Annotated in this window: 25 protein-coding genes; 20 read left to right on the top strand and 5 right to left on the bottom strand. The window is 66.7% G+C overall.

Annotation, left to right across the window (positions count from 1 at the left end; genetic code table 11):
• Window positions 1-4: 4 nt before the first annotated feature.
• Window positions 5-226: a hypothetical protein gene (locus OHZ10_RS34040; RefSeq protein WP_048027079.1), complete on the bottom strand. Its 222-nt coding sequence runs from the start codon at window positions 224-226 to the stop codon at window positions 5-7.
• Window positions 227-719: 493 nt separating this feature from the next.
• On the opposite strand from OHZ10_RS34040, the gene OHZ10_RS34035 reads away from it, so the two are divergent.
• The 4 genes from OHZ10_RS34035 to OHZ10_RS34020 all read left to right on the top strand — a co-directional run bounded on the left by OHZ10_RS34035 (window position 720) and on the right by OHZ10_RS34020 (window position 3,991).
• The gene (locus tag OHZ10_RS34035; protein ID WP_256087395.1) at window positions 720-1,655 is read left to right on the top strand and encodes an alpha/beta hydrolase; all 936 of its coding nucleotides are present in this window, start codon (window positions 720-722) and stop codon (window positions 1,653-1,655) included.
• Between the two features lie 82 nt (window positions 1,656-1,737).
• Complete coding sequence (locus tag OHZ10_RS34030; protein ID WP_059241710.1) at window positions 1,738-2,511, top strand: SDR family NAD(P)-dependent oxidoreductase; 774 nt, start codon at window positions 1,738-1,740, stop codon at window positions 2,509-2,511.
• 97 nt (window positions 2,512-2,608) lie between these two features.
• Window positions 2,609-3,244: an SDR family oxidoreductase gene (locus OHZ10_RS34025; RefSeq protein ID WP_256087394.1), complete on the top strand. Its 636-nt coding sequence runs from the start codon at window positions 2,609-2,611 to the stop codon at window positions 3,242-3,244.
• A 12-nt stretch (window positions 3,245-3,256) separates the two neighbouring features.
• Window positions 3,257-3,991 (top strand): SDR family oxidoreductase, encoded by a 735-nt coding sequence (locus OHZ10_RS34020; protein ID WP_059241706.1) that lies wholly within the window; start codon window positions 3,257-3,259, stop codon window positions 3,989-3,991.
• A 51-nt stretch (window positions 3,992-4,042) separates the two neighbouring features.
• Here the strand turns inward: OHZ10_RS34020 and OHZ10_RS34015 are convergent, their stop codons facing one another.
• Window positions 4,043-5,197, bottom strand: a complete 1,155-nt coding sequence (locus tag OHZ10_RS34015; protein ID WP_256087393.1) for an NADH-dependent flavin oxidoreductase — start codon at window positions 5,195-5,197, stop codon at window positions 4,043-4,045.
• 371 nt (window positions 5,198-5,568) lie between these two features.
• Between OHZ10_RS34015 and OHZ10_RS34010 the strand changes: the two genes are divergently transcribed.
• The 10 genes from OHZ10_RS34010 (at window position 5,569) to OHZ10_RS33965 (ending at window position 15,966) form a co-directional block, all read left to right on the top strand.
• The gene (locus OHZ10_RS34010) at window positions 5,569-6,483 is read left to right on the top strand and encodes an alpha/beta hydrolase (protein WP_256087392.1); all 915 of its coding nucleotides are present in this window, start codon (window positions 5,569-5,571) and stop codon (window positions 6,481-6,483) included.
• A gap of 183 nt (window positions 6,484-6,666) precedes the next feature.
• Complete coding sequence (locus tag OHZ10_RS34005; protein WP_342706378.1) at window positions 6,667-7,284, top strand: TetR/AcrR family transcriptional regulator; 618 nt, start codon at window positions 6,667-6,669, stop codon at window positions 7,282-7,284.
• A gap of 205 nt (window positions 7,285-7,489) precedes the next feature.
• Window positions 7,490-8,377 (top strand): HpcH/HpaI aldolase/citrate lyase family protein, encoded by an 888-nt coding sequence (locus OHZ10_RS34000; RefSeq protein ID WP_256087390.1) that lies wholly within the window; start codon window positions 7,490-7,492, stop codon window positions 8,375-8,377.
• A 31-nt stretch (window positions 8,378-8,408) separates the two neighbouring features.
• The gene (locus OHZ10_RS33995; RefSeq protein ID WP_256087389.1) at window positions 8,409-8,870 is read left to right on the top strand and encodes a MaoC family dehydratase; all 462 of its coding nucleotides are present in this window, start codon (window positions 8,409-8,411) and stop codon (window positions 8,868-8,870) included.
• A gap of 25 nt (window positions 8,871-8,895) precedes the next feature.
• Window positions 8,896-10,062, top strand: coding sequence for an acyl-CoA dehydrogenase family protein (locus OHZ10_RS33990; RefSeq protein WP_342706377.1), 1,167 nt, complete (start codon window positions 8,896-8,898; stop codon window positions 10,060-10,062).
• A 133-nt stretch (window positions 10,063-10,195) separates the two neighbouring features.
• Window positions 10,196-11,434 carry a CaiB/BaiF CoA transferase family protein gene (locus OHZ10_RS33985; protein WP_059241698.1) on the top strand — a complete coding sequence of 413 codons (1,239 nt, stop codon included), beginning with the start codon at window positions 10,196-10,198 and terminating at the stop codon, window positions 11,432-11,434.
• A gap of 2 nt (window positions 11,435-11,436) precedes the next feature.
• Window positions 11,437-12,603 carry a CaiB/BaiF CoA-transferase family protein gene (locus tag OHZ10_RS33980; protein WP_342706376.1) on the top strand — a complete coding sequence of 389 codons (1,167 nt, stop codon included), beginning with the start codon at window positions 11,437-11,439 and terminating at the stop codon, window positions 12,601-12,603.
• Between the two features lie 151 nt (window positions 12,604-12,754).
• On the top strand, window positions 12,755-13,441 hold the full coding sequence (locus OHZ10_RS33975; protein WP_342706375.1) for a nitroreductase family protein: 687 nt from the start codon (window positions 12,755-12,757) through the stop codon (window positions 13,439-13,441).
• A 51-nt stretch (window positions 13,442-13,492) separates the two neighbouring features.
• Window positions 13,493-14,989: a class I adenylate-forming enzyme family protein gene (locus OHZ10_RS33970; protein WP_342706374.1), complete on the top strand. Its 1,497-nt coding sequence runs from the start codon at window positions 13,493-13,495 to the stop codon at window positions 14,987-14,989.
• A gap of 143 nt (window positions 14,990-15,132) precedes the next feature.
• The gene (locus OHZ10_RS33965) at window positions 15,133-15,966 is read left to right on the top strand and encodes an AraC family transcriptional regulator (protein ID WP_059241691.1); all 834 of its coding nucleotides are present in this window, start codon (window positions 15,133-15,135) and stop codon (window positions 15,964-15,966) included.
• Window positions 15,967-16,067: 101 nt separating this feature from the next.
• Here the strand turns inward: OHZ10_RS33965 and OHZ10_RS33960 are convergent, their stop codons facing one another.
• Entirely contained in the window at window positions 16,068-16,997 is a 930-nt protein-coding gene (locus OHZ10_RS33960; protein ID WP_059241689.1) for a LysR family transcriptional regulator, read from the bottom strand.
• Between the two features lie 112 nt (window positions 16,998-17,109).
• Here OHZ10_RS33960 and OHZ10_RS33955 point away from each other — a divergent pair, with 112 nt between their 5' ends.
• The 6 genes from OHZ10_RS33955 to OHZ10_RS33930 all read left to right on the top strand — a co-directional run bounded on the left by OHZ10_RS33955 (window position 17,110) and on the right by OHZ10_RS33930 (window position 22,995).
• Complete coding sequence (locus tag OHZ10_RS33955; RefSeq protein WP_059241687.1) at window positions 17,110-18,282, top strand: acyl-CoA dehydrogenase family protein; 1,173 nt, start codon at window positions 17,110-17,112, stop codon at window positions 18,280-18,282.
• A 20-nt stretch (window positions 18,283-18,302) separates the two neighbouring features.
• Window positions 18,303-19,052: an electron transfer flavoprotein subunit beta/FixA family protein gene (locus OHZ10_RS33950; RefSeq protein ID WP_340626022.1), complete on the top strand. Its 750-nt coding sequence runs from the start codon at window positions 18,303-18,305 to the stop codon at window positions 19,050-19,052.
• A 16-nt stretch (window positions 19,053-19,068) separates the two neighbouring features.
• Window positions 19,069-20,001 carry an electron transfer flavoprotein subunit alpha/FixB family protein gene (locus OHZ10_RS33945; protein ID WP_342706373.1) on the top strand — a complete coding sequence of 311 codons (933 nt, stop codon included), beginning with the start codon at window positions 19,069-19,071 and terminating at the stop codon, window positions 19,999-20,001.
• Between the two features lie 80 nt (window positions 20,002-20,081).
• Entirely contained in the window at window positions 20,082-20,939 is an 858-nt protein-coding gene (locus OHZ10_RS33940; protein ID WP_342706372.1) for an FAS1-like dehydratase domain-containing protein, read from the top strand.
• A 10-nt stretch (window positions 20,940-20,949) separates the two neighbouring features.
• Window positions 20,950-22,140, top strand: coding sequence for a CaiB/BaiF CoA-transferase family protein (locus OHZ10_RS33935; RefSeq protein ID WP_342706371.1), 1,191 nt, complete (start codon window positions 20,950-20,952; stop codon window positions 22,138-22,140).
• Between the two features lie 3 nt (window positions 22,141-22,143).
• Window positions 22,144-22,995: a CoA ester lyase gene (locus OHZ10_RS33930; protein WP_342706370.1), complete on the top strand. Its 852-nt coding sequence runs from the start codon at window positions 22,144-22,146 to the stop codon at window positions 22,993-22,995.
• Window positions 22,996-23,157: 162 nt separating this feature from the next.
• Here the strand turns inward: OHZ10_RS33930 and OHZ10_RS33925 are convergent, their stop codons facing one another.
• Together OHZ10_RS33925 and OHZ10_RS33920 are read right to left on the bottom strand one after the other, a co-directional pair.
• Entirely contained in the window at window positions 23,158-24,582 is a 1,425-nt protein-coding gene (locus OHZ10_RS33925) for an MmgE/PrpD family protein (protein ID WP_059241674.1), read from the bottom strand.
• A 59-nt stretch (window positions 24,583-24,641) separates the two neighbouring features.
• The gene (locus tag OHZ10_RS33920) at window positions 24,642-25,931 is read right to left on the bottom strand and encodes an MFS transporter (protein ID WP_256087381.1); all 1,290 of its coding nucleotides are present in this window, start codon (window positions 25,929-25,931) and stop codon (window positions 24,642-24,644) included.
• Window positions 25,932-25,966: the final 35 nt, after the last annotated feature.

The following is a 25,966-nucleotide window of genomic DNA, read 5'->3' as shown; positions in this document are numbered from 1 at the left end:
TCTCCTACAGGGTGTCCGACAGCAGGCGCAGCACGGGCCCGAGCCGGGACGCCGGCTCGCGCCGGATGGAATGCAGGCATGCCTGGCATTTGACGACGTCGAACCAGCCGCCCTCCGAATGCACGGGATAGCGCGCGAGCATCGTCGCGTCGCACGCGGGACAAGCACCGTCCACGGGCGTGCGTTCCAGGTGCAATGCCTGGCTTGTCACTGTCGTTGAAGTCATGGGGTCCTCGCCGGATGGCCGGCTGCCACGGCTCGATGCCGGGGCCGGCACGACACGCTGAATGTCATGGACACGTCTCCTGTCGGTTGTGATCGTTGTCGTCGCGTTCGCGAGGGCGAACGACGAGACCGATGATAGGAAGCACGTGCGCAGCAGGGCATCACCTTCCAGGGGGACAAGCCGGTTCCTGCATTGTTAAGCGGGACTTACATGTGTAGTAGCCGGGCGGCGCTTGTCGATGGTGGATTCGGTTCCTACCATTTGAACCTGACAGCACGCATCGCCGATTGAGCGACGATTCGCAGTCTCACATCGCCAGCCACGCAAACCGGTGCACGACGCGTGCTGGAACGAACCCCACGTCGCCGTACGACGTGCCGCCATGCGCTACCCCGGCCGCCTCGGCGCTCGCGCCGCTTTCCCGACGCGCGTCGAAGCAAGCCCTCGCGGGGCGCGGACCAGCGCTGCCATGCCCTTCACACTGGAGCAATTCATGAGTACAACCCCGATCAAGACCGTCACCTACCCGAACCTCGGCTGGGATACGGCCGCCGATCTCTATTTCCCGCCGGGTTTCGACGAGGGCAAGCAGTACCCGGCCATCGTCAGCACGCACCCGATCGGCAGTTGCAAGGAGCAGACCGCCGGCAACATCTACGCGAAGGGGCTGGCCGAGGCAGGCTTCGTCGTGCTGGTGCACGATGCGAGCTTCCAGGGTGCGAGCGGCGGCCTGCCGCGTTTCATCGAAGACCCGTCGATCCGCGTGTCCGACATCCGCTTCGCGGTCGACTACCTGCAGTCGCTGCCGTACGTCGACGCCGGCCGCATCGGCGCGATCGGCGTGTGCGGCGGCGGCGCCTATACCGTGCATGCGGGCATTACCGACCACCGCATCAAGGCGCTGGTGTCGATCACCGGCGTGAACTACGGCCGCCTGATCCGTGAAGGTTTCGCCGCCTTCAAGCCGGTCGAGTTCATCGAGAACATGGCGTCGATGCGTACCGCCGAAGCGCAGGGCGGCGAACGTCACGTCGCCAACCTGTTGCCCGAGTCCGTGGCAGCCGGCAAGCAGGCCGGCATCACCGACATCGACGTGCTCGAAGCCACCGAGTACTACAAGACCGCACGCGGCCAGCAGCCGAATGGCGCCACGAGCCAGCTGATGTCGTTCAGCAGCGCCGCGATGGGCTGGGATGCGTTCCTGAACGCCGAAGTGCTGCTGACCCAGCCGCTGCTGGTCGTGATCGGCGACAAGCCGGGCGGCTTCGGCGCGTATCGCGACGGCTGGGAGATCTACGGCCGCGCGGCGTCGAAGGACAAGCGGATCGTCGTGGCCGAGGGCTGGTCGCACTACGACCTGTACGACAAACCCGAACCGGTCGGCATCGCGATGGCGAAGGTCGTGCCCTTCTTCAAGGAAACCCTCTAGGCGTCACGGCAGGCCGCGACGCCACTCACCGGACGGGCGTGGCACACGCCCGTTTTCTTTTGACCATACGAAATCATTTCCCATGAAATCACTGCTTTCCGGAAAGACCGCCATCATCACCGGCGCCAGCAAGGGTATCGGCCTCGCGACTGCACAACTGTTCGCGCAGGAAGGCGCCAACGTCGTGCTGACCGCACGCAAGCAGGCTGATCTCGACGCGGCCGTGAACGGCATCGTCGCGGCCGGCGGCAAGGCCATCGGCGTGCTGGCCGACTCGGCCGACCCGGGCGCGCCGAAGACGGTCTTTGCGCAGGCCATCGAAGCCTTCGGCCAGGTCGACATCCTGGTCAACAACGCCGGTTACGGCGACATGGTTTCCATCGAGGAATGCTCGGACGAGCACTTCGACCAGGTCGTGCAGGTCAACTACGCGGGCGTGTTCCGCTTCTGCCGCGAAGCGATCCAGCACTATTTGCCGCGCAACGAAGGCGTGATCGTGAACGTCACGTCGATCAACGGCTCGTTGCCGGTCGGCGGCGTGGCCTACACGTCGACCAAGGGCGCGGTGAACACGATGACGACCAACATCGCCGTGCGCTTCTCGGGCACCGGCATTCGCTGCAACGCGGTGGCGCCCGGCAATACGGACACGCCGATGGCCCAGGCTTGGGCGGCAGGCGAACTGCCGGGCGGCACGACGATGGTCGAATACGCGGGCAAGTACGCGAACCAGGACCTGCCCTTCACGCAGCCGGACGACCAGGCCAACGCGATCCTCTATTTCGCCAGCGACCTGAGCCGGGCCGTGACCGGCCGCGTGCTGGTGGTCGACAACGGCGCCTATATCGGCGCATGACGGGCTCGGCCGGCGTGCCGGGAGATCGGGCGCGCCGCGTGCGCGCCGGCCCGCATGCCGGCCGACCTATCGCAATCATCGTAAAAGGAGTCATCTCGTGAAGCACGTCCTCATTCTGGGCGCAAACGGCCAGATCGCCCGCTGGGTGATCGACGCACTCGCGGCCGACAGGAATGTCCGTCAGACCTTGCTGGTGCGCAACCCCAAAAATCTCGGCGATACGCCGGCGAACGCGCGGGTCGTGACCGGCGACGTGCTCGACCGGACGCTGCTGCTGAACACCGTGCAAGGGCAGGACATCGTCTACGCGAACCTGGCCGGCGCGAATCTCGACACGCAAGCGGCGAGCGTGATCGCGGCGATGCAGGTGGCGGGCGTCAAGCGCCTCGTCTTCGTGCTGTCGCTCGGTATCTACGACGAAGTGCCCGGCAAGTTCGGCGACTGGAACAACGCGATCATCGGCGAAGACCTCAAGCCGTACCGCCGCTCGGCCGACGCGATCGAAGCATCCGGCCTGCAGTACACGATCCTGCGCCCGGCCTGGCTGACGGACGAAGACGAAATCGACTACGAACTCACGGGCAGGAACGAACCGTTCAAGGGCACCGTGGTGTCGCGCAAGAGCGTGGGCGACCTGATCGTGCGGATCGTCGTTTCGCCCGAGTTGCACGTGGGCGAGAACCTCGGCGTCAACCAGCCCGGCAGCGACGGCGACAAGCCGTACTTCATGTAAGAGGTGACACGGATGAAGTTGCAGGAGCTGAACGGCAAGATCGCTGTGATTACCGGTGCGTCGAGCGGCATCGGCGAAGCGGCCGCGCGCCTGCTGGTCGCCGAAGGCATGAAGGTCGTCCTGACCGCGCGCCGGAAGGAACGGATCGACACGCTCGCCGCCGAGCTGGGCGATGCGGCGCTTGCCGTGGCGGCGGACGTCTCCGACGCCGCCCAGGTCGCCGCGCTGTTCGACACCGTGCGTGCGCACTTCGGCGGGCTCGATCTGTTGTTCAACAACGCGGGCATGGGCATCGCCGGTGCGTTCGAACACAGCCGGCCCGATGAATGGCGTACGCAAATCGACGCGAACCTGTACGGCATGCTGCATTGCACGCATGCGGCCATTCCGTTGATGAAGGGTCGCGCGGGCGCGATGATTTCTACCGTGTCCAGCGTCGGCGGCAAGACGGGCGCACCGAACTGGGCCGTGTACTGCGCGACCAAGTTCGCGGTCGGCGGCTTTTGCGAAGGCTTGCGGCAGGAACTGGCCGGCGACGGCATCCGTGTGTCGCTGATCTACCCCGGCGCCGTGCATACCGAATGGGGGCACAACGTCCCGGCCGAAGCGATGCGCGAGCGTCGCGACGCGATCGGTGCATTGCTGCCCGACGACGTCGCCCGTGCGCTGGTGTACAGCTTCGCGCAACCGCCGGGCGTGCTCGTCAATGAACTCGAGATTCGCCCTAGCCTGCAGCTCACGTTGTAGGCGCCGCGACCGATGCCGCCGTCGGGTTTCCCCGTCGGCGGCATCGCTGCTTCAGGCGGCCGGACGCGTGTCGCGCTGTACCGGGAACCAGCCGGTCGTCGCGTCGATGACACCCCACAGCTTGTCGGGAATCCCGAGCTGCGGCACGTCGGCCGGATTCAACTGCGTATTGATCGCTGCGGCGTCGCCCCGCTTTGCATGCTCGACCCAGCCGGGGTTCATCACGAGCCCCTTGCCCACCGCCACCACTGACACGCCCAGCGCAAGCGCGGCTTCCGCCTGCTCGGGCGTCCTGATCGTGCCGGCCGCCATCAACGGCACGCGGCCCTGTACGATGCCGGCGACGCGCTCGATCGTGCGGCGCTCGTCGCTCGCATCGAGCGGTTTCGCATTCAGCAAGTCCGTCAGCGACACGTGGATGTAGTCAACGCCCGCGACGATCAGGCGATCGACCAGCGTCAGCGCATCGTCGATGCGCAGCCCGTCCGCATCGGGTTCTTCCGGCGAGATCCGGTAACCGAGCACGAACGGACGATCCGCATGCAGCGCGATCACGCGCTTGAGTTCGGCAACCAGCGCAAGCGGGAAACGCATCCGGTTCTCGAGCGAGCCGCCCCATGCATCGGTGCGCCGATTGAAGCGCGGCGAGAAGAAATTCTGGATCAGGAAGCCGTGCGCGCCGTGCAGTTCGACGCCGTCGAAACCGGCTTCGATCGCACGTCGCGTGGTTTCGCCGAACGCGTGGATCATCTCGCCGATTTCGTCATGGGTCAGCGCGCGGCTCTCGAGCTCGCCGCTGTTGAACGGCCCCGGCGGCGCCTTCATCGCGCTCGCGCTGACGAGCACGCCATCCGGCACGAGCGTCGGCACGGCCTTGTTGCCTGCGTGAAAGATCTGAAGGATCGCGGGCGCCCCGCCGCTTTTCGCGGCGTCCGCCAGCTTGCGCAGGCTCGGCACGTAACGATCGTCGTGCGCCGCGAATTCGTCAGTGAAGCCGATGCCGTTTTCCGTCACGTGCGTGCAGCCGGTCAGCACCGCGCCGACGCCGTTCGCGCGGCGGCGGTAATACTCGAGTTCCTGATCGGAAATCGTGCCGTCCGGATGCGACGACCAGGTAGTCATCGGCGCCATCAGCACGCGGTTGCGGAACGTGACGCCGTTCGGAAACGTAAGCGGCTGGAACAGCGTCTGAAATGCTTGAGTCATGGGAATCCCTGATTGGCTGCCGCACGCGGTGCGTTCACGGTGCGGCATGGAGTGGAACGTGCGGCTCGACGCCGCGGTGATGTGGCGCTCGCCTCACCGACGCTGGACTCGCGGCCCGGGCCGGTGGTGCGGCGGACCCTCCTATCGTAGGGGCCGATTGGCATTACTCAAGCGCGCAAATCTGACATCAGTCGTATGCCAGCCTTAACAATCGCGGCCTTGGGCAACGCATCGTGGCGAAGCGTGTGCCTTAGATTCTGTAAAGGCAGACTTAACACTGAAGTCTGTTTTAGCCCATATATCTGAATCAATTTCTTGCCTACCATGGCATCACATCACCTCGTTGCCACCCACCACTGGAGTTACCCGTCATGCAGAAAGTCAACTTCAAGAACCTGAACGGCCAGGGCATCACGATTGCCGCCGTGATCCACGTTCCCGCCGGTTTCGATTCGAACGCGAAATACCCGGCCGTCGTCGTCGCGCATCCGGGCGGCGGCGTGAAGGAACAGACGGCCGGCCTGTACGCGCAGAAATTGGCCGAGAACGGTCTTGTCGCGATCGCGTTCGACGCGTCGTATCAAGGCGAAAGCACCGGCGAACCGCGCCAGCTCGAAAACCCGTATATCCGCACGGAAGACGTCAGCGCGGTGGTCGACTACCTGACCACGCTGCCGTACGTCGACGTCGAGCGGATCGGCGCGATGGGGATCTGCGCGGGCGGCGGCTACGCGGCCAACGCGGCCATCAACGACCGGCGCATCAAGGCGCTCGGCACGGTCAGCGCGGTCAACATCGGTTCGATGTTCCGCAATGGCTGGGAAAACAACGTGAAGGACGCCGATGCGATCCCGTACATCGCGCACGGTTCGCAGGCACGCACCAGCGATGCGTCGGGCGCGCAACTGGCCACGCTGCCGCTCGCGCCGATGCGCAAGGAAGACGCACCGAACAAGGAACTGGAAGAAGCATGGGAGTACTACCATACGCCGCGCTGCGAACACCCGAACGCACCCGGCTTCATGACCGCCCGCAGCCTCAACCAGATCATCACGTACGACGCGTACAACAAGGCTGAAGCATTCCTCACGCAGCCGCTGCAGATCGTGGCTGGCAGCGTCGCGGGCAGCAAGTGGATGAGCGACGACCTGTTCGCACGTGCCGCCAGCGCGGACAAGCGCTTCCATGTGGTCGAAGGCGCGAACCACATGTCGCTGTACGACGTCCCGCAATACGTCGACGAAGCCGTCTCCGTGCTCGCGCCGTTCTTCAAGGGCACGCTGTAACGCGAACCACGACCGGTACACGGCCGGCGCGCGCAACCGCGCATCGTGCCGGCCGGCCGGACGGACAACGAACGGATCGCCTGCTTCGCGCGGCGATCCGTTCGCGCATTTCGATTCTTCTGGCGTCAACCTAACTACTGTTAGTATGTCGGCATGACTCACCATGTACAGGCAACCAGGGGAATGGCCAAACGATCGAAATCGAATTCCGCCGGTACGTGCGAGACGCGTGAATCGCTGATCCGTTTTGCCGCCCGCACGTTCGGCCTGCAAGGCTATTCGGCCACGACGATGCGCAACATCGCCGATCAGGCCGGCATCGAGGCCGCGAGCATCTACTACCACTTCTCGTCGAAGGAAGAACTCGTCGAAGCGGTGATGGAGCAAGGTGCCGTGCACATCCTCCATCACCTGAACGAGCAGCTGGACGCACTCGGCGCCGGCGCCACCGCCGAGCAACGGTTCCGTGCGGCGGTACTCGGGCAGATGCGCGGCCTCGTCATGCACGGCGATTTCGCGGTCGCGCACGGCCGGCTGTTGGGCCAGTTGCCTGACACGATCCGCGAACGGCAGGTCGTGCGGCGCGAACATCACCAGACGCTCTGGAACGGGTTGCTGGAAGACCTGCGTGCCGAAGGCAGGCTCCGCGACGACGTGGACATTCCCCTCGCGCGCATCCACATCCTGGGCAGCATCAACTCGATCCAGTCGTGGTTCAACCCGCAAAAGGGCCCGCTGGAGCGGGTCGCCGACCAGCTTTGCACCCTGTTCTTCTCCGGCGCGGGGCCAGCGTCGCGCTGATTGCCGCGCCCTGCCCCGCGGCCGACCCCCACCGTGCGCCGCCCTCGAACCCGGAACCGGCGTGCGCGCCGCAGCACCACAGCGTCTGCGTCTCGGTATAAACCCCAATGACGGTCTCGGCATTTGCGCATCAAACTAACTACCAGTTGTTAGGTAAAACCTGACGCATGTATCCGATGCCCCCCAACAACAGGCCGAGACAGTCATGACGACGCAGATGAAACCGATCCGTTCCTTCCTTTTCGTTCCGGGCAACAAGCCGACCTGGATCGAGAAGTCCATTCAGTCCGGCGCCGATGCGCTGATCCTCGACCTCGAGGACAGCGTGCCGCCGGCGCAGAAAGTCGAGGCGCGCGAGATCGTCCGCTCCAAGCTGGCCTGGCTGGCCGAGCAGAAGCAGCGCGTCTGGGTGCGCATCAACCGCAGCGCGCACCTGTACGACTTCGACGACATCCTGGCCATCGTGAACCCGGTGATCGAGGGCATCGTGATCTCGAAGCCCTGCGGGCCGGAAGACATCCACACCGTGGCGTCGATGCTGGCCGAAGCCGAGTACCGCGCCGGCGTCGAGGTCGGTCACACCAAGGTGATTCCGCTGCTGGAAACCGCCCGCTCGCTGCAACTCGCGTATGAAATCGCGCAGCACGAACGGGTGCCTGCGATCGTCGGCGCGACCGCGAAGAATGCCGACGTGGCGCGCGCGCTGAAGACCGTCTGGTCGCTTGAAGGCCGCGAAACCCAGTTCCTGAAGTCGCGCATCGTGATGGCCGCGCGCGCCGCCGGCAAGCTGCCGATCGGCGGCGTGTGGCAGCAGGTGCACGACCTCGACGGCCTCAAGGTCTCGTCGGCGAACGATCGCCAGCTCGGCATGAGCGGCGAGCTGGTGCTGCACCCGTCGAACGTCGAGATCGTCAACCGCACCTACAGCCCCACCGAAGAGGAAGTCGCGTTCTACCAGGGCATGATCGACGCGCTCGACCAGGCCCAGGCGGAAGGCCGCGCGTCGTGCATCTATGACGGCGAGCACATCGACATCGCCCACGCGAAAACGGCACGCGAAATCATCGCGCTCGCGCAGTCGTTCAACCGCTGATTACCCACCAGAATACGTCAGGAGACACAAAATGGCAGGCCTCTACTTCGAAGAATTCAAGCCCGGCATGGTGATCGAGCATGCGATCCGCCGCACGGTGACCGAGACCGACAACGTGCTGTTCTCGGCGATGACCTACAACTGCGCGCCGCTGCACATCGACGCCGAATACAGCAAGAACACGATGTACGGCCAGCGCCTCGTGAACAGCATGTTCCTGCTCGCGCTGGTGGCCGGCATCACCGTGTACGAAACGACGCTCGGCACGACGCTCGGTAATCTGGGCTTCGGCGAGATCGCGTTCCCGAAGCCGACTTTCCACGGCGACACGATCCGCGTCGAGACCGAGATCGTCGAGGCGCGCCTGTCGAAGAGCCGCACCGACTCGGGCATCGTCACCTTCAAGCACGTGGCCCGCAACCAGCGCGACGAGATCGTGTGCACCGCCGTGCGCACGGGCCTGATGATGCTGCGCCCCACCAGCCAGGCTTGACCTCGTTCCCGCAGGAGAATTTGACATGGACTACCAACTGAGCCCCGACCAGGTCGCGATCGTCGATGCCGCGCAGAAGATCTGCGCGGACTTTCCGCTCGAGTACTGGCGCAACAAGGACAAGAATCACGAATTCCCGCACGAGTTCTTCACGGCCGTTGCGAGCGGCGGCTGGCTCGGCATCTGCATGCCGGAAGACGTGGGCGGCGCGAACCTCGGCGTGACAGAAGCGGCGCTGTTCATGCGCACGGTCGCCGAATGCGGCGGGCAGGCGGCGGCGTCGACCATCCACATGAACATCTTCGGCCTGCAACCGGTCGTGCATTTCGGCACGGAAGCGCAGAAGAAGGCGTGGCTGCCGCCGTTCGCGCGCGGCGAACACAAGGCCTGTTTCGCGGTGACCGAGCCGGACACGGGCCTCGACACCACGAAACTCAAGGTGGTCGCGAAGAAGCAGCCCGACGGCAATTACCTGATCTCGGGCAAGAAGGTCTTCATCTCGACCGCGCAGGTGGCCGACCACATGCTGATCCTCGCGCGCACCACGCCGATCGAGGAAGTGAAGAAGCACAGCGAGGGGCTGAGCCTGTTCTACACGAAGCTCGATCGCCGCTATGTCGACATCCGCGAGATCGACAAGCTCGGCCGCGCGGCGGTCGATACCAACGAGCTGTTCATCGACGACCTGCCGGTGTCGAAGGGCGAACTGATCGGCGAGGAAGGCAAGGGCCTGAGTTACATCTTCCACGGGATGAACGCCGAGCGCGTGCTGGTGGCCGTCGAGCAGGTCGGTATCGGCCGCGCGGTGCTCAACCTCGCGACGCAATACGCGAAGGAGCGCGTCGTGTTCGGCCGCCCGATCGGGCAAAACCAGGGCGTGCAGCATCCGCTCGCGCGCAACTGGGCGGAGCTGGAAGCGGCGAACCACATGATCTTCGCGGCGGCGGACCTGTACGACCGGGGGCAACCGTGCGGCTCGGAGGCGAACGCGGCGAAGCTGCTGGCGTCCGAAGCGTGCATGAATGCGTGCCAGACGTCGATCCTCACGCACGGCGGCTTCGGTTATGCGAAGGAGTATCACGTCGAGCGGTTCATGCGCGAGGCGTGGATCGGCTACATTGCCCCTGTCACCCCGCAACTCATTCTGTCGAACATTGCCGAGCGCAAGCTCGGGTTGCCGAAGTCTTATTGAATCCGGTAATCCGCCGACGTTTTCCCGGTTCGGGAAACGTCGGGCATCGAACAGGCATAAAGAGCTGTCTGCGAGCCGCGCACCGGCGCATTCGGGCCGCGCACCGGCCGCAGGCCAGTTTCAGGAGACAAGCATGTCAGCTGCAAGACCGTTGGAAGGTATCCGAGTGCTCGATCTGACCGTGGCCCTGGCCGGCCCGTACGGATCGCTGCTGCTGGGTGGCATGGGTGCCGAAGTGATCCGCGTCGAATCGCCGGGCGGCGGCGACATCGCGCGCAACAATCCCCCCTATGTCGGCAAGGACGGCGTCCACTTCGGCGTCAAGGGCGACGACGAGGTGTCGCTGACCATCCTCAACCGCGCACGCAACAAGAAAAGCATCACGCTCGACCTGAAATCGGAACAGGGCAAGGCGCTGTTCATGGAGCTGGTCAAGGAATCCGACGTCGTCATCGAAAACGCCAGCGAGGGCGTGACGGCGCGCCTGGGCGTGGATTACGAGAGCGTGCGCCAGGTCAATCCGCGGATCGTCTATGCGTCGATCAAGGCGTTCGGCGAACCGAGCCCGTACAAGAACCTGAAGGGCATGGACATCATCGTCCAGGCGCTGTCGGGGATCATGGACGTGACCGGTTTCGCCGACGGCCCGCCGACCCGCTCGGGCCTGCCGATAGCCGACCTGATCACGCCGCTGTACGCCGTCAACGGCATCCTCGCCGCGCTGATTCACCGTGGCCGCACCGGCGTGGGCCAGTCCGTGCAGGTGTCGATGCTCGACTGCCTGTCGTCGCTGGTGGCCGAGGAGCATTTCGACGTGTTCCTGAAGCACGGCTACTCGAAGCGCTCGGGCAATTTCCAGGACCGGCTGGTACCGTTCGGCGTCTACGGCACGCGCGACGGCCACGTGGCGATGGTCGCGTTCCAGCCCGACTGGTTCCAGAACCTGATGGAAGCCGTGGGCCGGCCGGAGATCGTCACGGACCCGCGCTACGCGACGCGCGGCCCGCGCATGAAGCATGCGGCCGAGATCAACGCGATCATCGAGGACTGGACGAGCCGGCGCAGCACCGAGGAAGTCATCGCCGAGCTGCAAGTCAAGCGCGGCGTGCCGGCCGCGCCCGTGCGCTCGCCGCTCGACGTGCTGAAGGACCCGGTGCTGCAGGCGCGCGGCGCCGTGGTGAAGCTGGAGCACCCGGGGCTGGCCGACGTCGATGCGATGGGCATGGGCTTGCCGATCAAGCTGTCGCAGACACCCGTGCAGTTCGACCAGCCGGCGCAGGAGCTCGGCGCCGCCAACGACGAGATCTATCGGGGGCTGCTCAAGCTGTCCGAGGATCGCCTGCAGCAATTGCGCGACCAGGGAGTGATCTGACCATGTCCGCTGCACCCTCCCGTCGCGGCCCGCTCGCGGGCATCCGGATCGTCGAGATCGCGGGCATCGGCCCCGGGCCGCTGGCCGCGATGTTCCTGGCAGATCTTGGCGCGGCCGTCATCCGCGTGGACCGCAAGGAGCCTTCGGGGCTCGGCGCGCCGCGCCCCGTCGAATTCGACCTGGGCCTGCGCAATCGCAAGTCGGTGCGCGTCGACCTGAAAGATCCCGCCGCCGTCGAGATGGTGCTCGAGCTGATCGACCAGGCCGACGGCCTGATCGAGGGCTTTCGTCCCGGCGTGATGGAACGCCTCGGTCTCGGCCCCGAACCGTGCCTGGCGCGCAACCCGCGCCTCGTCTACGGCCGCGTGACCGGATGGGGGCAGGACGGCCCGCTGTCGCAGGTGGCCGGGCACGACCTGAACTACATTTCGATCACCGGCGCGCTGCATGCGATGGGCCGCGCCGGGCAGGCGCCGACGCCGCCGCTCAACGTGCTGGGCGACTATGCGGGCGGTTCGCTGTACCTGGCCTTCGGGCTGCTCGCGGGCATCCTCGAAGCGCGCGGTTCCGGGCAGGGCCAGGTGGTGGACGCCGCGATTGTCGACGGCGTGGCGTCGATCATGACCGTGACGATGGGTCTGCATGCGGCCGGCATGCTCGACAAGGCGCGCGGCACGAACCTGCTCGATACCGGCGCGCCGTTCTACGAGGTGTACGCATGCGCCGACGGCAAGTACATAAGCGTCGGCCCCATCGAGGGCAAGTTCTACCGGCTGCTGCTCGAACAGCTCGGGCTGCAGGACCATCCGCGGCTGCAGGCGCAGATGGACCGCGCGCAATGGCCCGAAGCCAAGGAGATACTCGCCGCGAAATTCAGGGAACGCACGCGCGACGAGTGGGCGCAACAGCTCGGCCATCTCGACGTGTGTGTGGCGCCCGTGCTCGACTTCGACGAAGCGCCCGACCATCCGCACGTGAAAGCGCGCGGCACGTTCATCGACCTGAACGGCGTCACGCATCCGGCGCCCGGCCCGCGCTTTTCGCGTACGCCCGCGGCCCAACCCGAACCGCCTGCGCCGCCGACGACCGACAACGCGATCGCCGCACTGCAGGACTGGCTGCCCGACGCGCGCATCGACGCCTTGCGCGCACACGGCACGTTCATCTGAAGCGGGCGAACACGACCGCCGACAGCGTCGCGCGCACCGCCCTGCGGCCGCCGGCGCAATCGTCGAGCGTGTTCCCCGCAGTGGTTTTCCGCTCGCGACCGTCGCGCCGCCGAGGCGCGCGGGCCGGGCAACTGGCAAGGACGCAACTGACATGACATCCCCCATCTCCGAACTCGCGGCGCTGGATCGCCTGACGAGCGGCCGCTCGACCTGCCGCGCGTACCGGCACCAGGCGCTGGACCTCGAACTGATCCGCAGCATCGTCGGCATGGCTGGCCGCTCGGCTTCGTGGTGCAACGTGCAACCGTGGCAACTGGTCATCACCGAAACGCCCGAGAGCACCGAACGCTTTCGGCAGGCGCTGATGCAGCGGGTCAACGATCATCCGGAAAACGAATCGGACCTGCCCTTCCCGCCGAGCTATGAAGGCATTTACCGCGAACGCCGGCGCGGCGCGGGCATTGCGCTGTATTCGTCGCTGGGTATCGGCCCGAAGGACAGCGAGCGCAGCGCCGAGCAGGCGTTCCGCAACTTCCGCATGTTCGACGCGCCGCACGTGGCGATCATCACGGTGCCGGCGGAACTCGGCCCGTATGCGCTCGTCGATGCCGGCGGCTTCGTGCAGTCTTTCCTGATCGCGGCCTATGCACACGGCGTGGCGACTACGCCGCAGGGCGCGCTGGCGCGTCATGCCCGGTTCGTGCGCGAGTATTTCGACATTCCCGATACGCAGCACATGATTTGCGGCATCTCGTTCGGCTACGCGGAAGACGCGCATCCGGTCAACCAGTTCCGCACCACGCGTGCCGACGTGGACGACCTGGTGCGCTTCGCCTGAGCCGGCCGGCCGTCGCATGCGTATCGCAGTAAGGGACGAGGAGCATCGCGCATGACCGCACGCATTCATGAATTGCTGGATCGCTGGCTGGCCGAGGCCCCCGGGCGCCCGTTCATCCATCTCCCCGATCGCAGCCTGAGCTACGAGGACGTCGGCACGCTGGCCGACGCGCTCGAACGCGAGCTGCGGGACGACGGCGTGCGCCGCGGCGACCGCGTGCTGGTGGTGGCCGAAAACTGCGCCGAACATGCCGCGCTGCTGATCGCGTGCAGCCGCGTCGGCGCGTGGTCGTGCGGCGTCAATGCGCGCATGGCGCCGAGCGAAGTCGACGCGTTCGCGCTCAAGGCCGATGCGCGCGTGCTGTACTTCACGTCGGGCGTGTCGCCGGCGGCCGGCGCGCACGCGGCGCGGCACGGTGCCCGCCCATCATGCGTGAACGGCCTCACACGCAGCGCCGTGCATGCCGCGGCGCGGGTCGAACCGGAGCCGCTGGCGAGCGACGTGGCGGCCATCATCTTCACGTCCGGAACCACGGGCGCGCCCAAGGGCGTGATGATGACACACCGCGGCGTGCTGCATTTCGCGCGCGTATCGGCCGAATCGCGCGCGCTGGGCCCCGACGACCGCGTCTACGCCTACGCGCCGATGACGCACATCTTCGGTCTCGGCACGGTGCTGCTGGCGTCGCTGCACGCAGGCGCGGCGCTGGAAATGCGGCCGCAGTTCGAACCGGCGGAGCTGTTCGACGCGCTGGCTCACCGGGGCGTGAGCCAGGTGCAGGGTCCGCCGATGCTGTTCTCCCGGCTGCTGCGGTATTGCGCGGAACATCGTATCGCCCGCCCCGACGCGCCCTGCCTGCGCTATCTCTACGCCGGCGCCGGGCCGCTCGACATGGCGCTCAAGCAGCAGGTCGAGGCGTTGTTCGGGCAGCCGCTGCATCACGGCTACGGCCTGTCGGAATACGCGGGCTCGCTGCACGCCACCCGCCTCGGCGAAACGCGCGGCGATACCAGCGCGGGCTACGCATTCCCGGGCGCCGAGTTGCGCATCGTCGATCCGGCCAGCGGCCGGACGCTGCCCGCCGGCGCGCGCGGTGAAATCTGGCTGCGCGGCACGGGCCTGATGCCCGGTTATTTCCGCGACCCGCAGGCCACCGCCGACGTGATGCGCGATGGCGGCTGGTACGCATCGGGCGACCTGGGCGAACTGCACGACGACGGCGCGCTGTTCATCGTCGGGCGGCTCAAGGAGATGATCATCCGCTCCGGGTTCAACGTGTATCCGGGCGAAGTGGAACAGGCGCTCAACCGTTTCCCGGGCATCCTGAACTCGGCCGTCGTCGGCCAGAAAGAAGCGGACGGCAACGAGGCCGTCATCGCATTCGTCGAGCTCGATGCCGCGCATCCGCTGGACGAACGCGCGTTGCGCCGGTATTTGCGCGAGCAACTCGCGCCGTACAAGCATCCCGCGCGCATCATCCCCATCGACAAACTGCCGTTCAACAGCAACGGCAAGCTCATGCGGCGGCAATTGCTGGAACGGCTGTAGGCCGCTGCCGCCCCGCCTTTCCCTGCCCGCGCCGCGCCGGTCACGCGTGCGCGAGCCGGCACACGCCCCCTTCCCCGCGCCCGCCGAAAACCGCAAAATCTGCAAACCCGCCGACCCTACATTGCTCCTCCAGGAGCCCGCAATTGAAACCCCGAACCCTTACCCAGTACGCCCGGCGCATGGACCCTGTCCTGCGCTGGCTGGCAAGCCACCCCGACGCCGACCCGGATCTGTATCTGCTGGCCGACCTCGCGTGCTTGTCGCCGTATCACTTTCACCGCGTCTACCGCGCGATGATCGGCGAGACGGTGAACGCCACCGTGCAGCGCATTCGCATGCACCGCGCGGCGGTCGCACTGGGCGGGACCGGGGCGCCATTGCGCGACGTTGCGCAGCGCGCCGGCTATGCGTCGGACGCTGCCTTCAACCGCGCGTTCGGTGCGACCTTCGGCATGTCGCCGGGGCGCTACCGCGCGGCCCGCTCCGTTCCGTTCAATCCCAAGGAGCTCGGCATGTATCCCGTCACCATCGAAACCTTCCCCGGCGCCGTGCTGGCCGCGTTGCCCCATCGCGGCAGTTATCAGGAAATCGGTCCGGTCTTCACCCGCGCGTTCATGCTGGCCGCCGGCCGTGGCCTGGCGCGCCCCGAAGCGATCGGCTTCGGCGTGTATTTCGACGATCCCGAGCAGGTGCCGCCCGACCGGCTGCGCTCGATGGCCGGCATGTCCGTCGCGCCCGATGCCGACCTGGGCGACGAGCTGGAACGCTTCGAGATTCCCGCCGGCCGCTGCGCGATCCTGACCTACACCGGGCCGTACAACGAAATGGACCAGCCGTACAACTGGATGTTTTCGGAATGGCTGCCCGCCAGCGGCATGGTGCCCGCCGACTTCCCGATGTTCGAGCAATACCTGAACGACCCGCGCACCACGCCGCCCGCCCGGTTGCAGACGCGCATCTGCATGCCGTTGAAGTAAGCGTTGCGCGGCTCGCGCATGCGAGCCGCAGCCTGCCGGCGCCGGTGCTGGCGCTGGCACACCCCGGCCGGGCCCGCCCGCCGGGGTGCGCGTTGGTCGCCCTAGCCCAGCCAGCGCGCATCGGGCCAGTGGCCCTCGTCGAACGTGGCCTTCACGCAGTCGAGCAGTACGGCGACCACGCAGCGCACCGGCGCCGTGGCCTGCCGGCTGCTGGGCGCCGCCAGCACGATCGTGCGCTTGATGCCCGGCGGCGCGAGCGGCGCCGCGCACAGCGTGCCCTGCTCGACTTCCCGCGTGACGCCGACGGCCGGCAGGATCGTCCAGCCGTGGCCTTGCGCGACCAGATCCTTTTGCACGCTCAGTGCATTCGTTTCGGTGACGACCCGCAGCGTCACGTCCGCTTCGGCCGCGGCGTGCTCGATCGCCGCGCGCAGGCCCTGCGGCGCGGACGGCAGGATGAACGGCTCGCTCGCCACGCGCGACAGCGCGAGCGGCCGCTTGCGCGACAGCCCGGCAGACGGCGCGGCCACCGCCCACAGGCTTTCCTCGATCAGCGCCTTGACGTGCAGCGCGGGCGTTTCCTTCTGCCCGTACAACAGCGCGGTGTCCACGTCCCCGGCTTCGAGCCAGTCCTGCAGGTGCCCCGCGTAGCCGATCGTGAGCCGCAGGCGGATGTGCGGGTAACGCCGCGCAACCTCGCTCGCCAGCCGCGTGGCCAGCAGATCCGACGTGCTGGCCAGCAGGCCGATGCTCACGATGCCGGCGACCGGCCCGTCGGTGGGCTGAATCTCGGCCTTGGCGCGCGCCACCTCGTTGAGGATGCGCCGCGCGTATTCGAGCATCGTCTTGCCCGACGGCGTGAGCTGCATCCCGTGACGGCCGCGCTCGAACAGCTCGGTGCCCATGTCTTCCTCGAGCAGGCGCAGCTGGCGAGACACCGCCGGCTGCACGAGATTCAGCAGGCTCGACGCACGCGTGACGTTGCCGGTTTCGGCCACCGTGACGAAGGCGCGCAGTTGCTTGAGATCCATCGCAGAGTCCTCGATACCGAAAACTGATACATCCATCAAAAAATTCTATTTTTTCATCGATCCATCAAAACTTATTATGGACCTAACCGATGCCAATGACGAGACAGGATTCATGAGCGCCTCCATCTTTTCCGCCCCCGACCAGTACCAGGAAATCCGCGACGCCGTGCGCGGCCTGTGCAGCCAGTTTCCGGCCGAATACCACCGCAAGATCGACGAGGAGCGCGGTTATCCCGAGGCCTTCGTCACCGCGCTCACGCAGGCCGGCTGGCTGGCCGCGCTGATCCCGCAGGAATACGACGGCCCCGGCCTGTCGATGGCCGAGGCGTCGGTCATCATGGAAGAGATCAACCGTTCCGGCGGCAATTCCGGCGCGTGCCACGGCCAGATGTACGTGATGAACACCATCGTGTTCAGCGGCACCGAAGCGCAGAAACAGCGTTACCTGCCGCGCATCGCGTCCGGCGAGCTGCGTGTGCAGTCGATGGGCGTGACCGAGCCCACCACCGGCAGCGATACCACCAAGCTCAAGACCACCGCGGTGAAGAAGGACGGCCGCTGGGTCATCAACGGCCAGAAGGTGTGGATCTCGCGCGTGCAGCACAGCGACCTGCTGATCCTGCTCGCGCGCACCACGCCGCTGGACCAGGTGCAGAAGAAGAGCGACGGCCTGTCGTGCTTCATCGTCGAGCTGGACAAGGCGATCGGCAACGGCCTCACCGTGCGTCCGATCCTCAACATGGTCAACCACGAGACGAACGAGCTGTTCTTCGACAACCTCGAACTGCCGGAAGACGCGCTGCTCGGCACCGAAGGCAAGGGGTTGAAGGTGATCTTCGACGGCCTGAACGCCGAGCGCACGCTGATCGCGGCCGAGTGCATCGGCGACGGTTACTGGTTCCTGGAGAAGGCCCGCGACTACGCGGTCGAGCGCAAGGTGTTCGGCCGCCCGATCGGGCAGAACCAAGGCATCCAGTTTCCGCTGGCCGAATCGTTCATCGAGCTGGAAGCCGCCAACCTGATGCGCTGGCGTGCGTGCGAGAAGATCGATGCGCGCCAGAACGCGGGCGTCGAGGCCAACATGGCCAAGTACCTGGCCGCGAAGGCGAGCTGGGAAGCCGCGAATGCGTGCCTACAGACGCACGGCGGTTTCGGCTTCGCATGCGAATACGACGTCGAACGCAAATTCCGTGAAACGCGCCTGTACCAGGTCGCGCCGATTTCCACCAACATGATTCTGGGGCACGTGGCCGAGCACGTGCTGCAACTGCCCCGGTCGTACTGATTTCCGAAGGAAACCTTTTCATGAAGATTCTCGTACCCGTCAAGCGCGTGGTCGACGCGAACGTGAAGGTCGGCGTGAAGTCCGATCGATCCGGTGTCGACATCGCGAACGTGAAGATGTCGATGAACCCGTTCGACGAAATCGCGGTTGAAGAAGCGGTGCGCCTGAAGGAAGCGGGCGTGGCGACCGAAGTGATCGCCGTATCGGTCGGCGTCACGCAAGCGCAGGAAACGCTGCGTACGGCGCTGGCGATCGGCGCGGATCGCGCGATCCTCGTCGAGTCGACCGACAGCGTCGAGCCGCTGGCCGTCGCGAAGATCCTGAAGGCGCTGGTCGACAAGGAACAGCCGCAACTGGTGATCCTCGGCAAGCAGGCGATCGACGACGATTCGAACCAGACGGGCCAGATGCTGGCCGCGCTGGCCGGCCTGCCGCAAGCGACGTTCGCGTCGAAGGTGACGGTGGCCGACGGTAAGGCAACGGTCGCACGCGAAGTCGACGGCGGCGCTGAAACGCTGTCGCTGACGCTGCCGGCGGTGATCACGACCGATCTGCGCCTGAACGAGCCGCGCTACGTGACGCTGCCGAACATCATGAAGGCGAAGAAGAAGCCGCTGGAAACCGTGAAGCCGGAAGACCTGGGCGTGAACGTCGCGCCGCGTCTGAAGACGCTGAAGGTGGTCGAGCCGCCGAAGCGCGCAGCCGGCGTGAAGGTGCCGGACGTGAAGACGCTGGTCGAGAAGCTGAAGACCGAAGCCAAGGTGCTGTAAGAGGGAGCGCAAGAAAATGACGATTCTGGTGATTGCAGAACACGACAACGCGTCGGTCAAGGCCGCGACGTTGAACACGGTGGCGGCGGCGGCGAAAATTGGCGGTGACGTTCACGTGCTGGTCGCGGGCCACAACGCGCAAGCAGCGGCGGACGCAGCGGCGAAGATCGCGGGTGTGTCGAAGGTGCTGCTGGCCGACGCGCCGCAGCTCGAAGCGGGCCTCGCGGAAAACGTCGAAGCGACCGCGCTGAACATTGCGAAGGACTATTCGCACATCCTCGCGCCGGCGACCGCCTACGGCAAGAACATCGCACCGCGTATCGCCGCGAAGCTGGACGTCGCGCAGATCTCGGACATCACGGCAGTCGATTCGGCCGACACGTTCGAGCGCCCGATCTACGCGGGCAACGCGATCGCGACGGTGCAGTCGAGCGATCCGATCAAGGTGATCACGGTGCGTGCGACGGGCTTCGATCCGGTTGCGGCTGAAGGCGGCAGCGCGGCGGTCGAGAAGATCGAAGCGGCGGCCGATGCAGGCAAGTCGCAGTTCGTGAGCCGCGAAGTGACGAAGCTGGACCGTCCGGAACTCACGAGCGCGAAGATCATCGTGTCGGGTGGCCGCGGTCTGGGCAGCGGCGAGAACTTCGCGTTGGTGCTGGAGCCGCTGGCCGACAAGCTGTCGGCAGCACTGGGCGCATCGCGTGCCGCAGTCGACGCCGGCTACGTGCCGAACGACTACCAGGTCGGCCAGACCGGCAAGATCGTCGCGCCGCAGCTGTACATCGCGGTCGGCATCTCGGGTGCGATCCAGCATCTGGCCGGCATGAAGGATTCGAAGGTGATCGTCGCGATCAACAAGGATCCGGAAGCACCGATCTTCAGCGTGGCCGACTACGGCCTCGTCGGCGATCTGTTCGCGCTGGTGCCGGAACTGGTCAACGAACTCTGACGCGAATGGCTGCAACGGCGCGTTCGCGCGAGCCGCTTGCAGCCTTCACGACGCATCCCATTTCGAGAGCGCGAAACGACATGAGTGTCGAGCAACCCGAATCATTCGACGCCTGGATCGGCCGCAGCGAGGACAGCGCGGACCGGATCACCCAGGCGCCGATCCGCCTCCTGCAGGCCGCGCTGGACTACGCGGATACGCCAGCGCTGCCGGCCGCCCTGCCGCCGCTGTGGCACTGGCTGTACTTCCTGCCGGGCGAGCGCCAGTCGAACATCGGTGCAGACGGCCACCCGCGACGCGGCGGTTTCCTGCCGCCGGTCGTGCTACCGCGCCGCATGTGGGCCGGCGGACGGCTGCAGTTCCTGCGCCCGCTGGCCGTCGATGCGCCCGTGCAGCGCCGGTCGACGATCACGAACGTGCAGAGCAAGTCCGGCCGCAGCGGCCAGCTCGTGTTCGTGACCGTGCTGCACGAAATCAGCGACGCACAAGGCGTGGCGATCCGCGAGGAACAGGACATCGTGTATCGCGACGCCCCGCCGCCCGCGTCGGCCGGCGCCCCCGCACCGGCTCCGCAGCCGGCACCGGCCGACGAACAGTATTCGCGCACCATCACGCCCGACCCGGTGCTGCTGATGCGTTTTTCCGCACTGACCTTCAACGGCCACCGGATCCACTACGACCGCCCGTATGCGATGCAGGAAGAAGGTTATCCGGGCCTGGTGGTGCACGGCCCGCTGATCGCGATGCTGCTGATGGAGGAACTGCGCCTCACGCACCCCGGCAAGACCATTCGCAGTTTCGAATTCAAGGCGGTCAGCCCGCTGTTCGACACCGCGCCCTTCACGGTGAACGGCGCGCTCGAAGGCCATACCGCCCGCGTGTGGGCACGCGGCCCGCAAGGACAGCTGGCCATGCAGGCCAGCGCCGAACTGGAATAACGATCCGACCATGCAAGCTCGAAAAGGCCCCCTGAGCGGGATGACCGTCGTCACGCTCGAACACGCGATCGCCGCGCCCTTCTGCACCCGCCAGCTCGCCGACCTCGGCGCGCGCGTGATCAAGGTGGAACGCCCCGGCGTCGGCGATTTCGCACGCGCCTACGATCACCGTACGCGCGGACTCGCGTCGCACTTCGTCTGGACCAACCGCTCGAAGGAAAGCCTCACGCTGGACCTGAAGCAGCCCGCCGCCCAGGAAGTGCTGGGCGAGCTCGTCGCGCAGGCCGACGTACTGGTGCAGAACCTCGCACCGGGCGCGGCCGCGCGCATGGGCCTGTCGTTCGACGCACTGCACGCCAAATATCCGCGGCTGATCGTGTGCGACATCTCCGGCTACGGCGGCGACGGTCCCTATCGCGACAAGAAAGCCTACGACCTGCTGATCCAGAGCGAGGCGGCGTTCCTGTCGATCACCGGCACGCCCGACGAGCCGAGCAAGGCCGGCAACTCGATCGCGGATATCGCGGCTGGCATGTATGCGTACACGGGCATTCTCAGCGCACTCCTGCAGCGCGGCGTGACGGGCGAAGGCTCGCACGTGGAAATCTCGATGCTCGAAGCGCTGGCCGAGTGGATGGGCTTCCCGATGTACTACGCGTACGACGGCCAGCAGCCGCCGGGCCGCAACGGCGCCGCGCACGCGACGATCTATCCGTACGGCCCGTTCACGGCGGGCGACGGCCGCGTCGTGATGCTGGGCCTGCAGAACGAGCGCGAGTGGAAAGCGTTCTGCGACACCGTGCTGCGCGACCCGGCGCTGGCAACCGACCCGCGTTTCGACGCCAATGTCCGGCGCTCGGAACATCGGGCCGAACTGAAGGCCGTGATCGAAGCGGCGTTTGCGGGCCTCACCGCGCAGGAAGTCATTGCACGCCTGGACGACGCGCAGATCGCGAACGCGGCCGTCAACCAGGTGAGCGATCTGTGGACGCACCCGCAACTGCATGCGCGCGAGCGCTTCCGCACCATCGACTCGCCCGCCGGTGAACTGCAGGCGCTCCTGCCGCCGGCCACGATCGACAGCTTCGACGTCCGCATGGACGCGGTGCCGGCGCTTGGCGAGCACAGCATGGCGATTCTGCGCGAACTCGGGCGCTCCGACGCCGATATCGAACAACTGCGCGCCGCGGGCGCGATCTGAACCATGTCCACGCCCTCTTCTCCCGTGCATCACGCGCGCAGTTTCCTGTTCGTGCCGGCCACCCGGCCCGAACGTTTCGCGAAGGCGCTCGATTCGGCCGCCGACTGCATCGTCATCGATCTCGAGGATGCGGTCGCCATGGACAGCAAGGATGCCGCGCGCGATCAGCTCGCGCAGCACCTGCCGCTCCTGACGCCGGAACAGCGCTCGCGCACCGTCGTGCGCGTGAATGCCGTCGGTACGCCGTGGCACGACGCGGACATCGCATTGCTGCGCGACTGGACCAGCCAAGGCGTCGTCGTGATGCTGCCGAAGTCCGAAGACGCGACTGCGCTGCGCCACGTCGCGCAACAACTCGGCGACGCGGCGCGCATCGTCGCACTGATCGAATCGCTGGCCGGGCTCGATGCGGCCGATGCGCTGGCGCGCGATCCGCAGGTCGTTCGGCTCGCGTTCGGTCATCTGGATTTCCAGCTCGACCTCGGCATGCGCGCATCGGCGGAAGAACCGGAGCTGGCCTTTGCGCGCAACGCGCTCGTGGCCGCCGCGCGCCGCGCGCGGCTGCCCGCGCCGATCGACGGCGTGACCGTTCGCACCGACGACGCCGAGCGCCTCGCGGCCGATGCCCGGCGCGCGCGCGCGTTCGGCTTCGGCGGCAAGCTGTGCATCCACCCGGCGCAGGTCGCCGGTGTGAACGACGCATTGGGCCATTCGGATGAGGAACAGGCGTGGGCGCGCCGCGTGATCGACGAAGCCGCGAAGCACGGCGGCGCGGTGTTCAACCTCGACGGCCGCATGGTCGATCTCCCGGTGATCCGCGCGGCCGAGGCGATCGTCGCGAGCGTGAGGAAATAGGCGCGATCGGCAGGCGGTTCGCGATTCACTCGCGGTATTGACGGCCCGGTATTCGAGGGTCAACGCAGAAAAAGATGGGCGGCATCCGGTTTCCCGGCGCCGCCCATTGTCTTGTGTGGCGCCCGCCCGGGACGCACAGGGCGCCCCGGACGGCTTTCACGGTCAGCCTTCGACGGCCCACAGAGCGGTCAGCTCGGCGGCCTTCGTCGCCGGATTCAGCTCGCGCAGCGCGGCCAGCAGCGTGCGCGAGCGTTCGGCGCCCAGCACGTCGGTGGTCAGGTCCATGAACTTCGCATCCTGCTCGTGCTCCGGCATCGGGTTCGTGTCGGTACCGATCGGATCGCCGACGAACACGTGCTCGCTGCGGCCGTCCTTGAACGTGACGGTCACGTCGGCCACGAACTTGCCGGGATACTGCTTCTCGAGTTCGGGTTCCTCGGTGATGCGGATGCTGCGCGCGATGTCGATCACGGGCGCCATGTCCACCTTGCCTGCCAGGTAGTCGCGGTGGACCGGATAGCCGTTGCCCTTGCCGAGCAGCGTGAACGCGGCCTGGATCGGCAGGCTGAACTGCACGTGTTCGATGTTCTTCGGCGCGTACGCGTTGACATTGGCCGTGCCGACGACGACGTTGAAGTGCGGCGTGATCTTCAGGTGGATGTCGGCGATCTCGTCGCGGCGTGCCGCGAACGGCCGCAGCGCATCGATGTACGCGTGCGTGCAGTAGCACGCGCAGTACGCCTTCAGCCACACCGTGCCGATCTCGAACGGCCGGTCGATGACGAAGCGCTTTTCGGCATTGTCCCCGGCCGTGCGTTGCAGGAAGGTGCGGAAGAAGCCCTTGTTGCCGCTCAGGAACGCGCGCGGGCCGGTGATGCCGGCACGCGCCATGTCGGCCGCCGCCATCCCGTTGCGCGTGCCGATGCCCGCGTGGATGCGCTTGATCGAACCGCCGGTCGACGTGTATTCGGTCGTGCCCGACACGTGGCTCAGCGCGACCGCCAGCGCGTGCAGCGTCGTTTCGGCGTCGAACCCGCGCAGCTTGGCCGCGACGGCCGCCGCGCCGAAGTTGGACAGCGTGCCGTGCGGGTGATAACCGCGCTGCAGCAGCTCGGGCGCGGCCAGCATGCCGATGCGCGCATAGACCTCGTAGCCGGCCACCATCGCGACGATGATCTCCTCGAGCGACGAACCCAGTTCCTCGCCGATCGCGAGCGCGGCCGGAATCACGCAGCTGCCGGGGTGGCTGTAGCTGGGGCCGTGCGCGTCGTCGTACTCGAAGCCGTGCCCGTACGAGCCGTTGACGAACGCGGCGTCGGCCGCGCTCATCGTCAGCGCCGACGCGCTCACGCGGCTGTTGCCCGGGCGTTGCTGGGCCGTCGCATACGCGAGCAGCTGCTCGGACCACGGCAGTTTCGAAATGCCGACCTGCAACGCGATCTGGTCACGCATCAACCGGCTGATGCCGGCATGCGCGCGCGCGTCGAGATGCTCGTATTTCAGTTCCTGGATGAAGCGCACCACCGCTTGCTCGAGCGGCGGGCAGTTGTCCGGCGCAACCGGCCGGGTGTCGTGGGTGACGGTCATTGCAGTCTCCTGGATGATCGAAGGATGAATGGCCCGGCATGCGTGCGGGCCACGTCGGTTCATGCGGGGCGATAAGTACGGCGCTGCCGCCCCACCGAAAGTGCGATGCCGGCGGCCAGCAAGGTGACGACGGCCATCAGCAGCAGCGCCGCCGTATAGCCGCCCGTGCGGGCCTTGGTCACGCCGAGCAGGTACGGCCCGGCGAAACCGCCCAGGTTGCCCACCGCGCCGATCCACGCGATGCTGGCCGCGGCAGCCGCCCCTGACAGCAGGTCGGTATTGATCGCCCAGAACGCGGGCAGCGCGCCGAACACGCCGAAGGCCAGCACGCAGAAGCAGCCGAGCTTGAGCACCGGCGCATCGATCAGGCCGGCCCCGACCAGCGCCGCGGCGGCGATCAGCGCGGGAATCGCAATGTTCCAGCGCCGCTCGCCGGTCCGGTCGGCGCGGCGCGCCCAGAACACCAGGCTCGCCGAGCCGATCACGTAAGGGATTGCCGTGACGAAGCCGGTCTGCACGTTGGTCAGGCCGAAGGATTTGACGATCTGCGGCAGGAAAAAGCCGATGCCGTAGATCGTCAGGAAGAAGCCGAACGCCATCGCCGCCAGCATCCACACGCGCCGGTCGCTGAACACGCGCGCCACCGGGATGTCGTGCTCGTCGCGGCGCCGGTTGTCCTCGCTCGTCATGCGCGCGGCGAGCCATTCGCGCTCGTCCGCCTGCAGCCAGTGCGCATCGCGCGGCGAACCCTTCAGGTAGCGCAGCGTGACGAAGCCCATGATCACGGCGGGCGCCGCCTCGATCAGGAACATCCACTGCCAGCCTTGCAGCCCGCCCAGGCCGTCGAGCCCGCGCAGCCCCAGCAACATGCCCGAGATCGGCGAGCCGATCACCGACGACAGCGGCGCGGCCACCAGCAGATAGCCCATCACGCGCGCACGATACGCCGACGGGAACCACAGCGTGATGCAATAGGCGACACCGGGGAAGAACCCGGCTTCCGCGAGCCCGAGCAGCAGGCGCACGGCATAGAAGCTCCAAGGGCCGGTCACGAAGGCCGTGGCGCCCGAGATCAGCCCCCAGGTAATCAGGATGCGGGCGATCCAGATGCGGGTGCCGACCCGCACCAGCAACAGGTTGGACGGCACCTCGAACAGGAAATAGAGCAGGAAGAACAGCCCCGAGCCCAGGCCGTACTGCGCGGGCGTGAGGCCGATCGCGTCGTTCATCTGCAGGCTGGCGAAGCCGACGTTGACGCGATCCAGGAACGAGATGAAATAACACAGCATGAAAAACGGGACGAGGCGCCGGAACACCTTGGCCATCGTGACCTGCTCGAGCGAATGCATGAGGTCTCCTCACATGTTTTTATGGTGCCGGGCGA

Origin of the sequence: Burkholderia arboris, from assembly GCF_038723655.1 — a bacterium.
In the GTDB taxonomy this organism is placed as follows: Bacteria; Pseudomonadota; Gammaproteobacteria; order Burkholderiales; family Burkholderiaceae; genus Burkholderia; species Burkholderia arboris.
The sequence above is the reverse complement of the archived record's forward strand: the minus strand, read 5'-3'. Positions and strand labels throughout refer to the sequence as shown.